The organism is Streptomyces sp. AM25 (assembly GCF_058146165.1).
The window spans coordinates 239,291-253,038 of sequence record NZ_JBKIWN010000001.1; the positions used below are offsets into that span (position 1 = coordinate 239,291).

The 13,748-nt window shown below is 72.8% G+C and carries 12 protein-coding genes; 7 read left to right on the forward strand and 5 right to left on the reverse strand.

Annotated elements, in window-relative coordinates:
• Positions 1-152: 152 nt before the first annotated feature.
• Positions 153-659, reverse strand: a complete 507-nt coding sequence (locus tag ACLHRZ_RS00830) for a MarR family winged helix-turn-helix transcriptional regulator (protein WP_490416196.1) — start codon at positions 657-659, stop codon at positions 153-155.
• Between the two features lie 239 nt (positions 660-898).
• Between ACLHRZ_RS00830 and ACLHRZ_RS00835 the strand changes: the two genes are divergently transcribed.
• The 5 genes from ACLHRZ_RS00835 (at position 899) to ACLHRZ_RS00855 (ending at position 7,150) form a co-directional block, all read left to right on the forward strand.
• On the forward strand, positions 899-2,401 hold the full coding sequence (locus tag ACLHRZ_RS00835) for a M20/M25/M40 family metallo-hydrolase (protein WP_490416197.1): 1,503 nt from the start codon (positions 899-901) through the stop codon (positions 2,399-2,401).
• 405 nt (positions 2,402-2,806) lie between these two features.
• Positions 2,807-3,331 (forward strand): PadR family transcriptional regulator, encoded by a 525-nt coding sequence (locus tag ACLHRZ_RS00840; protein ID WP_490416198.1) that lies wholly within the window; start codon positions 2,807-2,809, stop codon positions 3,329-3,331.
• Positions 3,328-4,014, forward strand: a complete 687-nt coding sequence (locus ACLHRZ_RS00845) for an ABC transporter ATP-binding protein (protein ID WP_490416199.1) — start codon at positions 3,328-3,330, stop codon at positions 4,012-4,014. Before ACLHRZ_RS00840 ends, ACLHRZ_RS00845 begins: the two co-directional genes overlap by 4 nt.
• Positions 4,011-6,383 carry an FtsX-like permease family protein gene (locus ACLHRZ_RS00850; RefSeq protein WP_490416200.1) on the forward strand — a complete coding sequence of 791 codons (2,373 nt, stop codon included), beginning with the start codon at positions 4,011-4,013 and terminating at the stop codon, positions 6,381-6,383. The genes ACLHRZ_RS00845 and ACLHRZ_RS00850 overlap by 4 nt, the downstream gene beginning before the upstream one ends.
• Before the next feature lie 161 nt (positions 6,384-6,544).
• Positions 6,545-7,150, forward strand: coding sequence for a TetR/AcrR family transcriptional regulator (locus tag ACLHRZ_RS00855; RefSeq protein ID WP_490416201.1), 606 nt, complete (start codon positions 6,545-6,547; stop codon positions 7,148-7,150).
• A gap of 18 nt (positions 7,151-7,168) precedes the next feature.
• Here ACLHRZ_RS00855 and ACLHRZ_RS00860 read toward each other — a convergent pair whose 3' ends face one another.
• On the reverse strand, positions 7,169-7,969 hold the full coding sequence (locus ACLHRZ_RS00860; protein ID WP_490416202.1) for an SDR family NAD(P)-dependent oxidoreductase: 801 nt from the start codon (positions 7,967-7,969) through the stop codon (positions 7,169-7,171).
• Between the two features lie 179 nt (positions 7,970-8,148).
• Here ACLHRZ_RS00860 and ACLHRZ_RS00865 point away from each other — a divergent pair, with 179 nt between their 5' ends.
• The gene (locus ACLHRZ_RS00865) at positions 8,149-9,126 is read left to right on the forward strand and encodes a hypothetical protein (RefSeq protein ID WP_490416203.1); all 978 of its coding nucleotides are present in this window, start codon (positions 8,149-8,151) and stop codon (positions 9,124-9,126) included.
• A gap of 123 nt (positions 9,127-9,249) precedes the next feature.
• On the forward strand, positions 9,250-9,750 hold the full coding sequence (locus tag ACLHRZ_RS00870) for a GNAT family N-acetyltransferase (protein ID WP_490416204.1): 501 nt from the start codon (positions 9,250-9,252) through the stop codon (positions 9,748-9,750).
• On the opposite strand, the gene ACLHRZ_RS00875 is transcribed toward ACLHRZ_RS00870, so the two are convergent.
• From ACLHRZ_RS00875 to ACLHRZ_RS00885, 3 genes are all read right to left on the reverse strand, one after another.
• Entirely contained in the window at positions 9,723-11,849 is a 2,127-nt protein-coding gene (locus tag ACLHRZ_RS00875; RefSeq protein WP_490416205.1) for an FUSC family protein, read from the reverse strand. The genes ACLHRZ_RS00870 and ACLHRZ_RS00875 overlap by 28 nt on opposite strands.
• Before the next feature lie 167 nt (positions 11,850-12,016).
• Entirely contained in the window at positions 12,017-12,235 is a 219-nt protein-coding gene (locus ACLHRZ_RS00880; RefSeq protein ID WP_490416206.1) for a hypothetical protein, read from the reverse strand.
• A gap of 25 nt (positions 12,236-12,260) precedes the next feature.
• A complete protein-coding gene (locus ACLHRZ_RS00885; protein WP_490416207.1) occupies positions 12,261-13,703 on the reverse strand; it encodes an MFS transporter in 1,443 nt (480 codons plus the stop codon).
• Between the last annotated feature and the right edge of the window lie 45 nt (positions 13,704-13,748).

The following is a 13,748-nucleotide window of genomic DNA, read 5'->3' on the forward strand; positions in this document are numbered from 1 at the left end:
TTTCTTCCTGTCTTCCTGGGATGCCGTGTCGGCGCGCCACGCCGTCGGCCCGGGAGCCGGGCCGCGTGGCCGCCGGAGGTCTGCCCTCACGGCTCTCACCGGTCGGCGGGAGGAGCAGCCGTGGGGCCGGAGCCGCACGGCCGCCCCGCCGGTCACCGGACGGTGAGGCTGAAGGCGGCGGCGCGGGTACGGATCTCGCGCCACAGAGGTGTTTCACCCGGTTCGTCGAGCAGGGTGAGCAGGGCCGACAGCGCCAGCAGGGGCTCGTCACCGAGCTCGGCACGGATCTCCGCGTCGACCTCGCGGCGGGCTTCATCGACCGCCTTGAGGAATTCCTGGGCGCGTGGGGTGAGGCACACGGTCTTCTCACGGGAGTCACCTGGCGATTTCTCCGTCGTGACGTAGCCGCGCTCGCAAAGAGCGGCCACCTGCTTGCTCGCGCCCTGGCGGCTGATCTCCAGTTCGCGGCCGATACGCGACACGGTCATCTTCTCGTCCGTGGCGCACAGCCGCAGGACCAGCGCGTTGGGCAGGGGCTCGTCGGCGAATCCCGCAGCGGTCAGCTTCTGCTCGATCCGACGGCGGTAGCCGTTCCAGGCGCGCAGCAGCATCGGGCCCAGCGGTGATCCTGGGTTCTCTCCGGAAAAATCCGCAACCATGGTTGCCAATGTAGGCAGCCGACCCGGAATGCGCAACCGTGGGTGACAATCTCCCGGAGCAGCCGCGGCCTGCCCGCCGCACCCGCCTGCTCCGGCCCCGGCCCGCCTGCCACGACGACCGCGGCCTCGGCCGGGCACCGGCGATGCACGGCCTTCGCCGCGGGCCGTGCCGAGTACAGCCGGGTGCGGGCCGAAACCGGACCTTGCGAGGGTGCTGAGGCGGACGTGACGATGGCGGCATGACGCAGCCGGGTGAGGACGCGGGCAGCAGACACAGCGGTCACGACGGGAACAGCGGGCACAGCGGACGGGGTACGGCGCGGCGTACGGTGCTCGGCGCGGCCACGGTCGGTGCGGCGGCCCTCGGGCTGCAGCCGGCAGCGACGGCGTCAGCGGCGGCGACCGCACCCGCACCGTCCGGGCCGGCGCGGCCCGGAGGGCCCGCCCGCCACCGGCCCACCGCACAGCCCCCTTCGCGCGAACTCCGCGCTCTGCTGCGGGAGATCGATCCGCACCGCATCGAGGCGACCGTCCGCAAACTGGCGTCCTTCGGCACCCGGCACACCCTGTCCGCCCAGGACGATCCCGTACGCGGCGTCGGCGCGGCCCGCGACTGGCTCCTGGCCGAGCTGCGCCGCAGCGCACGGGCCTCCGGTGGCCGGATGACCGTGGAGCTCCAGTCGTTCGTACAGCAGCCCGCGCCCCGGGTCCCGGTGGCGACCAGGATCACCAACGTCGTTGCCACGCTGCGGGGTTCGGTGACGCCCGACCGGATCTATGTGGTCTCGGGGCACTACGACTCGCGGAACAGCGACCCGATGAACTCGACCGGCGACGCACCCGGTGCCGACGACGACGCCTCCGGGGTGGCCGTCGCCCTGGAGCTGGCCCGGGTCTTCGCGACCCGGCGGCCGGCCGCGACCGTGGTGTTCGCGGCGGTGGCGGGCGAGGAGCAGGGGCTCTACGGGGCCGGGCACATGGCGCAGACGTACCGGGGCCGGCAGGCCGACGTGCAGGGCATGTTCACCAACGACATCGTGGGGAGCCCGACCGCCGAGGACGGTTCGTGCGACCCGCACACGATCCGGCTGTTCGCCGAGGGGGTGCCGACCTCGGAGACGCCGGAGCAGGCCGAGGTGCGGCGCTCGGTGGGCGGCGAGAACGACTCTCCCGCGCGCCAGCTGGCCCGGTTCGTCCGGGACACCGCCGAGAACGATGCGACGGGGATGCGGGTGCGGGTGGTGTACCGCCGCGACCGCTATCTGCGCAGCGGCGACCACGTCCCGTTTCTCCAGCAGGCCTATCCGGCGGCGCGGTTCACCGAGCCCGCCGAGAACTACGCGCACCAGCACCAGGACGTGCGGGTGGTGGACGGCAAGCAGTACGGGGACCTTCCCGAGTTCTGCGACTTCGGCTTCATCACCCGGGTGGCCCGGGTGAACGCGGCCGCCCTGTGGTCGCTCGCCCAGGCCCCCGGCACCCCGCGCGGCGCGCGGATCAGCACCGCCGCACTCGGCAACTCCACCGAGATGGCGTGGGAACGCGGCCCGGAGCCGGACCTCGCCGGGTACGAGGTGGTGTGGCGGGAGACCACCGAATCGGAGTGGACCCATGTCATCCCGGCCGGGAACGTGACCCGGCACGTCGTCGACTTGTCCAAGGACAACGTGTTCTTCGGCATCCGCGCCCTCAATCGCGCCGGCCTGCGCAGCCCGGTCGCCTTCTGCACACCCCAGCCGTGAGGCGCCGGGGGCCGGGGCTATCCCTGCCTCCCGGCTCCCGGCTCCCGCGAGGTCGGCGGCTCAGTAACACCTCCCGCTGCCGCTGCAACAGGGCGAGTAGCCGGGCCGGTAGCCAGGGTGCGCTGAGTACGCGTACACAGCCTGCGTGGTCATCTCCGGGCCCGTGACCAGGCCATTTGGCGCTGGCGGACCTGTCGGCCCGGTCACCGCCCGCGGCGTCACCTTCCAGCAGAAGGGCATCCAGCAGAACGCCCATCGGTAGTGTCGTCGGCCGCCGATCCCCGGGACCAAAGTCCTTATCCGAACCGTGACAAACGCCGCTGACCTGCGATAACACGATCACGTTCGCCCGCTATACGCCCTGTGTATACAGAGGGGGTATACACCGCATGTACTGTCGACGGCATGTCCATCGGCCACACCCTCCTCGGCCTCCTCGAAGCCGGGCCACGTCACGGTTACGACCTCAAGCGCGCATTCGACGAGAAGTTCGGGCACCAACGGCCGCTCCACTACGGCCAGGTCTACTCGACCATGTCCCGCCTGCTGAAGAACGGCCTCGTCGAAGTCGAGGGGGTGGAGAGCGGCGGCGGTCCCGAGCGCAAGCGGTACGCCATCACCGACGCCGGCGTCACCGATGTCGAGGCCTGGCTCGCCCGGCCCGAGAAGCCCGAGCCGTACCTGCAGTCGACCCTCTACACCAAGGTCGCCCTCGCGCTGCTGACCGGCCGCGACGCGGCCGACCTGCTCGACGCCCAGCGCGCCGAGCACCTGCGCCTCATGCGCACCCTCACCCTCCGCAAGAGCAAGGGCGACCTCGTCGACCAGCTCGTCTGCGACCACGCCCTGTTCCACCTCGAAGCGGACCTGCGCTGGCTCGAACTCACCGCCGCCCGCCTCGACCGCCTCGCCCAGGAGATACGCCGATGACACCCGCCGACCGCCTGCTCGCCGCCACCGGCCTGCGCAAGGCCTACGGGCCCACCGACGCCCTGGACGGCGCCGACTTCTCCATCCACGCCGGCGAGGTCGTCGCCGTCATGGGTCCCTCCGGCTCCGGCAAGTCCACGCTTCTGCACTGCCTGGCCGGCATCGTCACTCCGGACTCCGGCACCGTCACCTACGCGGGACGCGAGCTCACCGCCATGTCCGACGCCGAGCGCAGCGCCCTGCGCCGCGGCGAGTTCGGCTTCGTCTTCCAGTTCGGCCAGCTCGTCCCCGAGCTCACCTGCCTGGAGAACGCCGCCCTGCCGCTGCGCCTGAATGGAACCAAACGCAAGCAGGCCGAGGCCGTCGCCCTGGAGTGGATGCACAAGCTCGAGGTCGACGACCTCAAGGACAAGCGCCCCGGCCAGGTCTCCGGCGGACAGGGCCAGCGCGTCGCCGTCGCCCGTGCCCTCGTCACCGGCCCGCGCGTGATCTTCGCCGACGAGCCCACCGGTGCGCTCGACTCCCTCAACGGCGAGCGCGTGATGCAACTGCTCACCGAGGCGGCCCGGTCCACCGACGCCGCCGTCGTGCTCGTCACCCACGAGGCCCGCGTGGCCGCCTACTCCGACCGCGAGATCGTCGTGCGGGACGGCCGCGCGCGCAGCATGGAGCGCACCGCATGAGTTCCCGCAGCACTTCCCGAAACTCCTTGCGGACATGGGCCCGTGACCTCCGCATGGGTGCCCGGTTCGCCGTGAGCGGCGGCCGCGAGGGCTGGACGCGCACGCTGCTGACCGGCATCGGCGTCGGCCTGGGCGTGGCCCTGCTGCTGCTCACGACGGCCCTGCCCGGCGCGCTCGCCGCCCGCGACACCCGGGGCGACGCCCGCAGCACCATGGGCGCCCCCACCGCCGAACGGCCCGGCCGCGACACCCTCCTCATCGCGGACGCCAACACCCCCTTCCGCCAATACCAGGTCTACGGCCGCCAGTTGCGGCCCGAGGGCCCCGATGCCCCGCTACCGCCGGGCCTGCAGAAATTCCCGGCCCCCGGCGAACTGGCGGTCTCCCCCGCCCTCGACAAGCTGCTGAAGTCCGGCGAGGGCGCCCTGCTGCGCGAACGGCTCGGCGGCAGGATCACCGCGATCATCGGTGACGAGGGCCTGTCCGGCCCGGGCGAACTCGCCTTCTACCAGGGCAGTGAAACGATCCAGCCGTACGGCGTCATGATCCAGCGGATCACCGGCTTCGGGAGCCACGTCGTGGCCAAGCGCCTCGATCCCGTTCTGGTCCTCCTGATGATCACGGTCTTCGTCGCACTCCTGACGCCGGTCGCCGTCTTCATCGCCGCCGCCGTCCGCTTCGGCGGCGAGCGCCGCGACCGCCGCCTGGCCGCCCTCCGGCTGATCGGCACCGACAGCCGCATGACCCGGCGCATCGCGGCCGGCGAGGCCCTCGCCGGCGCCCTGGCCGGACTGGGCCTGGGGGCCGGATTCTTCCTTCTCGTACGGCACTTCGCCGACCGGATCGTCCTCGAACAGCGCAGCGTCTTCCCCGCCGACCTCGACCCGAGCCCGTGGCTCGCGGCCCTCGTCGCCGTCGCCGTGCCCGCCGCGGCCTTCGCGGTCACCCTGTTCGCCCTGCGCGGCGTGGTGATCGAACCGCTCGGAGTGGTCCGCACCTCCAAGCCGGCCAGGCGCCGCATCTGGTGGCGCCTGCTGCCGCCGCTCGGCGGCCTCGCCCTGCTGCTCCCGCTGCGCGGCCACGGCAACGACAGCGGGCAGTTCAACCAGTGGCAGGTCATCGGCGGCGTGGCGCTGCTGCTGGTCGGCATCACCGCCCTGCTGCCCTGGCTGGTCGAGACCTGTGTCGCCCGCCTCGGCGGCCGCGGCCCGGTGGCCTGGCAACTGGCCGTGCGCCGCCTGCAGATCAGCAGCGGCACCGCAGCCCGCCTGGTCAACGGCATCGCCGTGGCCGTGGCCGGAGCCATCGCCCTCCAGATGCTGTTCACCGGCGTCGCGGGCGACTACACCGAGAAGACCGGCGAGGACCCGGGCCGCGCGGCCGCCGCCGTCTCGGCCCCGCCCGGCACCCCTGCGGCAGACCGCTTCGACGCCTTCGCCGAGCGCCTGGCGAAGACGCCCGGGATCGCCAGGACGACCAGGCTGGACAGGATCGGCCTGGCCGCCGAGCCCAAGGACCCGCCCTTCGACTCCATCGGGAGCATGACCATCGGCAGCTGCGCGGCACTGCGCGAGTTGGCGACCCTGCCCTCCTGCAAGGACGGCGACACCTTCGTCCTCACCGGCGGCGACCACGAGCGCCCCGGGGAGAGGGCCGTCACCGTGCCGGGCAAGACCCTCTACGCCGGGCCCGCCTTCAGCGACGGTCCGGACTCCGACAAGCCGGTGAAGTGGACCCTCCCCAAGGACGCCCGCACCGTGCCGTCCCGCCCCAGCCCCTCCGGCTCCCGCGAGTCCGGCGTGCTGACCACCCCCAAGGCCGCGCCCAAGGCCCTGGGCCAACGCCTGGACAGCCAGGTGTACGTGCAGCTCGACAAGGACGACCCCGACGGCATGGAACGCATACGCACCCTCGCCTTCCGGGAGGACCCGACGCTCGCCTTCCTGCCCCTGCGCGCCACCAAGACCGACAACCAGTACGCGACCATCCGCACCGGCCTGTACATCGGCGCGACCTGCGTCCTGGTCCTCATCGGCGCCAGCATGCTGGTATCCCAGCTCGAGCAGCTGCGCGAGCGCAAGAAACTGCTGTCGGCACTGGTCGCCATCGGCACCCGGCGCGGGACGCTCAGCCTGTCCGTCCTGTGGCAGACGGCGATCCCGATCGCCCTCGGACTCCTGCTCGCCACCGCCATCGGCCTGGCACTGGGCGCCGTCCTGGCGGCGATGAGCAAGGTTCCCGTCGTCATCGACTGGACCTCGGTCGCCGCCATGACCGGCATCAGCGCCGGCATCGTGCTGCTCGTGACCGTGCTCAGCCTGCCCCCGCTGCTGCGGCTGATGCGCCCGGACGGCCTGCGCACCGAGTAACAACCGGGGCAGACCTGCCTGTTGTGGTCCGGGTCCGCGGAGTCGTACGGACTCCGCGGGCCCTTCGGCGAAGTGCAGCGAAGTCCGCGGAGCAGGCCCTCGCCCGACGCCCCTGACGGTATGCCGAGGCAGCTGCATCGGCGCCCCGTATGCTCCTGGCCATGAACACTGCACCACCTGCCCGCAAGCGCGACGGCGTCGCGACACGCGAGGCGATTCTCGCCGCCGCGGTCGTGGAGTTCACCGAGCACGGATACGCCGGGGCCGGGGTGCGCCGGATCGCCGAGCGGGCGGGCGTGACGGCGATGATGATCAACCGCTACTTCGGCTCGAAGGAAGGCCTGTTCGCGCAGGCCGTCGATCGTGCCTTCGCACCGCCGACCGTCGTCGGCGACGAACGCACCGGTCTGGCGGGCACCATCGCCTGCACGCTCGCCGAGCGCACCGCATCGGGTGCCGAACAGCTCGACCCGTTCCTCCTGTTGCTGCGCTCGGCACCGGATCCGGAGGCGGCGGACATCGTCCGGCAGGGCGTGGAACGCCATGTGGGCGCCCGCCTCGCGGGGTTGCTCGACGGATCGGACGCCGACGTCCGCGCGCAGCTCGCCCTCGCGCTGGTCGCCGGAACGTGGCTGCTGCGCAGCGTCGTCGGCACCACCGCGCTCGTCACGGCCGACGACGGCCGCCTCGCCGCTCTCCTCGCCGACATGCTCGAACCGGTCGTCCGCGAGGCGGGCGGCACGTCCGTGCCCGGAACCGACGGGTAGCCACACGGGCTCGTGTGCTCAGAAGGCGGAGCGGATGAGTCCGCCGTCGACCCGGATGGTGGCTCCGCTGATGTACTGGGCGTAGTCGCTGCAGAGGTAGGCGACGGCTGCCGCGATCTCCTCGGGTTCACCGAAGCGTTCCTGGTCGTTGGGGATGAAGGCCTGGACGGCGTGGGGCTCGATCTCCTCCCAGGTCCGGCCCCAGCCGCGGGCGGGCCCGATGCCGGTGATGAGGTCCTTGGTGGCGTCGACGAGGATCGCTCCGGGCGAGACGATGTTGGACGTGACGCCGGTGCCCTTGAGGTCGCGGGCGAGGGAGACGGCGAGGTTGTGCCGGGCGGCCAGGGTGGCGTTGTACTGGGGGTGGGCGTCCATCGGCTGGGAGGCGAGTCCGCCGCCGATGGTGACGACACGGCCCCAGCCGCGTTCGCGCATGGCGGGGACCAGGTGCTGGATCATGCGGACACCCGAGACGACGTTGACGTTGTAAGTGTCGCGCCAGTCGTCGGGGGTGGCTTCGACCCAGGACAAGTGCCGGTAGAAACCGGCGTTGTTGACGAGGATGTCGACGGGGCCGTCCGCCGTGGCGGCGCGGGCGACGTCGGCGGCGGCGCGGTCGTCGGCGAGGTCACCGACGACCGCGCCGGCCGTCCCGCCGGCCTCGCGGATCTCCCACGCGACCTTCTCCGCACGGCCCTTGTCCCGGCCGTGGACCACGACCGCGGCCCCCTCGGCCGCCAGTAACTTCGCAGTGGCCTCACCGAGCCCCGCGCTCGAACCGGTAACGAACGCACGCTTGCCGGTCAGGTTGAGGTTCATATCGCGTTTCCCTCTCGTGGACCCGCTTCGCACGCCTGCACTCTGTGGTGATGCGAAGTATCTTTCACAAAAGTATACAGCTGTAGACTTCTTGAGCGGTGGCCGCTGCAGGGCGCTTCGGGACGCAGGCAAGGGAGCCCGCCCCCCGATCTGTCGGACAGACGCCTTAGGCTCGCCCGATGCACATGAATGACGACCTGTCCGTCGACGAGCTCTCCGCCACCTGGAACGCGATACGCGAGGACTACGAGACCGCCTACAACGACGAGTACGACCAGGCCGCACTGGATTGCGCGGCGCGGCTCGCCGCCGACCCCGGCGGGGAGTCGGCCCACGTCTGGACGATAGGTCTGCTGCTCATGGCCCCCTATGTCGCATGGAGCCTCGGCGACGACGTCGCACCGAAGCTCATGGCCGCGCTGAAGGCCACGGACGACGCTTTGCGCGACCACAGTTGTGCGCACGAGGCGCACCCGTATCAGGAGCACGAGGACGAGTACGACGAGTACCTCGCCGAGCAGTTGCGCGGGCTCGCCGACGAGAGCCTCGACTGGGAAGAGGACTTTCCGCGGGAGGCGTGGCGCTGCCCGCGCAACGTGGCCGGTCTGGCGCGGATCGCCATGGACGTCGTCGAGCCGGGCTCGGCCACGGACATCCCGCCCCGCCTGCCGGCGGGGGCCATGACCACCATCAACACTCTGGACGCGCTGCTGCACGGCTACCCGAGTCCGGGGACGGACGTCCACGAGGAGATCTCCTTCCAGGCGGGGCAGCTGGGGTGGGCGGACGAGGGGGCCCGCCCCGGGCACCTGCTGGTCGTCGTGGCGCTGAGCTGGTACGTCGCCCACGAGCCGGACCTGGAACTGGTCGGGGAAGTCATCACGGCGCTGGAGAAGGCGCTGCCGCACTACGCGGACGCGTCCTGCACGCATGGCGAGCACCAACTCCCCTACAGCTCCGGCCCGGATGTCGCGGACCTCGGCATCACGGTCACCTCCCCCGGCGGCCGCGCGCTCTACGAACAGCGACGCGGGCAGGGCGGCCCGGACGTCCCACTGGACGTCCTGCTGTGCCCGGTCGGCCTGACGGAGTACGCGGAGCACTCCCTGGACTGGCTCCGCGCCCACCGCGAAGCACTCGTCGCCGCCGGAGGCTAGGCGCTCCGCGGGGAGCGCAGTGCGTCAACTGCGGGCTCTTTGTGGCTGGTCGCGCCCACGCGGCGGAGCCGCATAGGAACCGTCCCGCGCCCCTTCGGGGCGTGGGAGGCGTACAGTCTGGCAGTGCCCGAGTTGACGCGCCTGCATGCCGACCATGCCCCGGCGGTCCTGGCCTTCGAACTGGCGAACCGCGCCTACTTCGCCGCCTCGATCTCCGACCGTGGCGACGACTTCTTCGACCGGTTCACCGACCGGTACAACGCCTTGCTGGCTGAGCAGGAAGCCGGCATCTGCGCGTTCTACGTGCTCGTCACCGAAGACGGCGCGGTACTCGGCAGGTTCAACCTGGTCGACATCGAAGACCGCACCGCGGACCTCGGCTACCGGGTCGCGCAGCACGTCGCCGGCCGCGGCGTGGCGACCGCGACCGTTCGGGAACTGTGCCGACTGGCGGTCTCGCGGCACGGGCTGCGCACACTGCGGGCGGCCGCCGCCCACGAGAATGCCGCGTCCCGGAAAGTACTGGTCAAAACCGGGTTCTTCCTGGTCGGCCCGGCTGACCCGGCCGACCTCGGCGGTAAGCAAGGCAGCTGGTATCAGCGTGATTTGGCGCTCCCGCAGTAGGCGTCGGCACCGGCTGCCGCTCCCAGCGCCGAGTGGACGACGAGGGCCCGCAGGGCGAGCGCGTCCGTGAGGATGTCGTCGGCGATCCGGGCCCGTTCGGCGGCGGCCGGGGTGTCCGTCAGGGCCGGGTCGGTGGCGCGTCCGGCGGCCCGGCGCAGGTCCTCGCCGTCGGCGGGTGTCCATGGGGCGGTGGGCGGCATCCGCAGGACTGTCCTGAGCGCTGTGCCGAGCTCCGCCGCTTCGGGCAGCCCGGGATCGTCCGTACCCGGGAGCAGACCTTCGAGCGCCCTCGTCCGCTGGGCGATGCGGGTCGCGCAGCCGGTCGCGGTCCGTGCCGTCCCGGCGGTCCACGGGCCGTGCCGGGCGGGTTCGGCGGCGATGTTGTCGGTGGCGGTGCACAGCAGGGCGAGGGCGGAGCGGCGGCGCCGGCGGGCGCGGTCCAGTTCGGCGCGGTCGAGGGTGCCGGGGTGGGCCCAGGCGTGGCAGAGCAGGGCGAATTCGGTCTGCTGGGCGGTGGCCCAGGTGCGGAGTCGGGCCGGGTAGGCGTCCTTGTGCCAGGTGGGCCAGAGCAGGTAGGCGAGCAGGGCGATGCCACAGCCGGTCACAGCGGCGGCGGCCCGGCCCCAGGCCACCTTCGCCTCCAGCTCGCCTGCCGCGGAGAGCACGAGGACGACCCACGCCGTGATCCAGAAGGCTTTCAGGATCTCGCTGTTGAAGGTGAGGTAGGCGAACGCAGCGCACACCACCACGACCAGCAGGGCCGTCTCGGGCGTCGGGGAGGCGGCGCGGTGCAGGGCGCTGACGGCCAGGACGGCGACCACCGCGCCCACGCCGCGGGCCCAGCCGTTGCGGAGGGTGGCGGTGAGTTCCGGGCGCAGCACCAGCAGGACGGTCAGGGGGATCCAGAAGCCGTGGCGGGTCAGGCCGTGTCCGCCCCAGGTTCCGATGGTGTGGCCCAGCAGGTCGGCGAGGACCAGGGCGATGGGCAGCCGCACCATGTGGCGGAGCAACGGTGAGTGTCCGGTGCGGAGTTGGTCCGGCAGTTCGTGCCAGGCCGACGGGCGGCGGGCGCGGGCCGCCGGGACCGTGTCACGGTCGGCCGCGGCGCCGGCTCCGGGACCGGTGAGCTGCTCGGCCGCGCGCAGCCGGTCCGCCATGGGCCGGGCCGGGGCGAGCGCGGGGCTGGTCTCGGCGGCGGTCAGCAAGGTGCGGGGAATGGAGGGCGGCAGCGCGCAGGGGGTGTCCTGCCGGATGGCCTGGGCGAGGGCCCGCAGTCCGTCCTCCGCGGACCGCAGGGCGGCGACGCGTGGCAGGTCGTCGGCGGGCCGGGCCTGTGCCAGGGCGGGCAGGTCGGCGCTGAACGCGTCGGCGTGGGCGAGCAGCGCGTACAAGGGGGCGAGCCGCCGCGCGGACGTGCCCCGCGGTCCGTCCAGGGCCCGGCGCGCGTTGAGCAGCGTGGTGGCCGGCAGGCGGCGGTCCGGGCGGTCGACGAGCGCGGCGGCGTGATCGGCGAGGACGGTGTATGCGGTGCCCACCCTGGCGCGTGGTGCGGCGAGGCGGGGCCGGCCGGGCGGGACGAGGTGGGTGAGGACCTGCATCAGGCCACCGAACGCGAAGTGGGCGGCCAGTTGCAGTGCCTCGGACGGACCCTGCGCCAGCGCGCCGCCGATGAGGAAGACGATGCCCGTCTGGTTGGCGATGATGCCGACGGCCCGGCTGCCGGCCGCCGGGGTCAGCCCGATGAGGCACCCGAGGACCGCCAGCAGCACCAGGTACAGCGGAAGCCGGGTCCCCGTCAGTCCGCCGAGGAAGACGGAGACGGTGAGGAAGGCGGTGTGGACGAGCGCGACCGCGGCCGGATGGTGCAGCGGGCGCATCAGCGACGGGATGCCGGTCAGGAGTGCGCCGATGGTCGTCAGCGCGGCGTCCGCCGGTGTGCCGAGGAGCATGCCGACGGTGACCGCGAGCAGGACGCCGAGCACGCCCCGCAGGACGGCCCCGGGGTCGGGCGTCCCGGGCCGGAGCGGGCTCGCCTCGCGCACTGCCCCCGCCAGCACGGCCCACCAGCCGGAACGCGCCGAGGGCTCGGCGTCTGGCATGGCTCCTCCCGCGCGGACACGTGACCGGCCCGCCGCGGTGTTCCCGCCGTCCGGGCGATGGGCTCCTCCTCGATGCTCCGTCATCAGCGGGAACACCGCGCGGCGGTACCGGGCCGCGCACGGGCGGGCCCGGAGTGGCGTTCACCTCTTCGGCCGAATGCCGGTGGCTACGAGGACGGACGGATGCAGGCGGCAAAGCCCTCGCGCGCGGTGGCCACGGCCGGGGGCACCGCCGTGCTCGCGCTCGCCCTACCGCTGCCGCTGCCGGTCGCCGGGGCGGCGTCCGCCGCACCCCGGTCCGTACCCACCGCTGCCGCGGCCGCGTACCCGGCGCTCCCCCGGCCCATCGGCGCGCTCGCCGTCGGCCGGGACGTGCTGCACCTCATCGACAAGAGCGGACCGCGCCCGACCTCAACCCCGCGCCCCGGTGGTCAGGTTGACCTCGGCCGCGGGCTCCGGCCGGGGCGGACGGCCTGCGGCCACCGCTCCCACCAGCAGGACCACCGCCCCGCAGACCGCCACCACCCACCAGCCCGGCCGGAAGGCCGCCGCCTGGTCCGCTCCCGAGCGCAGCGCCTGGGCGTAGACCGCGCCGATGACCGCCACCCCGAGCGCCTGCCCGATCTGCCGGCTGGTCGAGGCCACCGCCGCCGCCACGCCCGCCTGGGCGCGCGGCATCCCGGACACCGCCGCGTTCGTCACCGGCACGTTGACCAGCCCGAAGCCGATCCCGAACAGGACGAATCCGGCGAACAGCGAGGCCGTCCCCGCATGCGCCTGCCGCAGTGCCGAGAGCAGCCCGCAGGCCAGTACCGCCGCGCCGGAGAGCAGCAGCGGAATGCGGGGCCCCCGGCTGCCCACCAGCCGACCCGATATCGGCGGGCAGACGATCGTCATCACTGCCATCGGCAGCAGGTACACGCCGGTGCGCAGGGCGGAGAAGCCGCGCGCGTCCTGGAGGTAGAGCGCGGTGAGGAAGAGGAAGCCGCCGAGCGCTGCGAAGGCGCCGATCGCCGCGACCACGGCCCCGGCGAACTGAGGCTGGCGGAACAGCCGCGGGTCGATCAGCGGCTCCTGGTGCCGGGCCTCGTACCAGACCAGCAGCACCAGTGCGGCGGCCGCCACCGTCGTGCAGCCCAGGATCCCCGGCGAGGTCGCCCCGGCGGTCGGGGCCTCGATGATGGCGTAGATCAGCGTGCCGAGCAGCGCGATCACCAGCAGTTGGCCCACCGGGTCCACCCGGCGCGGGCGTTCCGCCCGGGACTCCGGAACGAACCGCGCGGCCAGCAGCAGTGCGGCGATGCCGATCGGCACGTTGATGTAGAAGATCGACCGCCAGCCCGCGGTGTCCACCAGCAGCCCGCCGATCGCCGGCCCGGCCGCCATGCTCACTCCCTGTACCGTGCTCCACACCCCGATCGCCCGGGCTCGCTCCCGCTGTTGGGTGAAGACGTTGGTGATGATGGACATCGCCACCGGGTTGAGCATCGAGCCGCCGACCGCCTGCACGATGCGGAAGGCCACCAGCCAGTCCTGGTCCGGAGCGGCGGCGCAGAGCAGCGAACCGGCGGTGAACACGCCGAGGCCGATCCGGAAGACCCGGCGGCGGCCGAACCGGTCGGCCAGCGAGCCGGACAGCATCAACAGCGCGGCCAGGACGATCAGATAGGCGTCGATGGTCCACTGCAGGGACGGCACGGAGGCGTGCAGGTCCCGTTTCATGTCCGGCAGGGCGACGTTGAGGACGGTGTTGTCCAGGCTGACCATCAGCAGGCTGCAGCAGCAGATGCCCAGGATCAGATAGCGGCGCTGGGGAGCGGGAGGGGCGGACGGGGTCGGGGTGGGGGTGGGCACGCAGCGGCCTCCGGGGCGCGGTTCGGGCAGGCCGGGCGGGCGGGG

Coding starts and splice junctions, on each gene's coding strand:
- ACLHRZ_RS00855 (WP_490416201.1), top strand. CDS start 6,545: ATGAACACTGCACCACCTGCCCGCAAGCGCGACGGCGTCGCGACACGC.
- ACLHRZ_RS00830 (WP_490416196.1), bottom strand. CDS start 659: ATGGTTGCGGATTTTTCCGGAGAGAACCCAGGATCACCGCTGGGCCCG.
- ACLHRZ_RS00835 (WP_490416197.1), top strand. CDS start 899: ATGACGCAGCCGGGTGAGGACGCGGGCAGCAGACACAGCGGTCACGAC.
- ACLHRZ_RS00880 (WP_490416206.1), bottom strand. CDS start 12,235: ATGAGGTGCAGCACGTCCCGGCCGACGGCGAGCGCGCCGATGGGCCGG.
- ACLHRZ_RS00875 (WP_490416205.1), bottom strand. CDS start 11,849: ATGCCAGACGCCGAGCCCTCGGCGCGTTCCGGCTGGTGGGCCGTGCTG.
- ACLHRZ_RS00840 (WP_490416198.1), top strand. CDS start 2,807: ATGTCCATCGGCCACACCCTCCTCGGCCTCCTCGAAGCCGGGCCACGT.
- ACLHRZ_RS00845 (WP_490416199.1), top strand. CDS start 3,328: ATGACACCCGCCGACCGCCTGCTCGCCGCCACCGGCCTGCGCAAGGCC.
- ACLHRZ_RS00850 (WP_490416200.1), top strand. CDS start 4,011: ATGAGTTCCCGCAGCACTTCCCGAAACTCCTTGCGGACATGGGCCCGT.
- ACLHRZ_RS00860 (WP_490416202.1), bottom strand. CDS start 7,969: ATGAACCTCAACCTGACCGGCAAGCGTGCGTTCGTTACCGGTTCGAGC.
- ACLHRZ_RS00865 (WP_490416203.1), top strand. CDS start 8,149: ATGCACATGAATGACGACCTGTCCGTCGACGAGCTCTCCGCCACCTGG.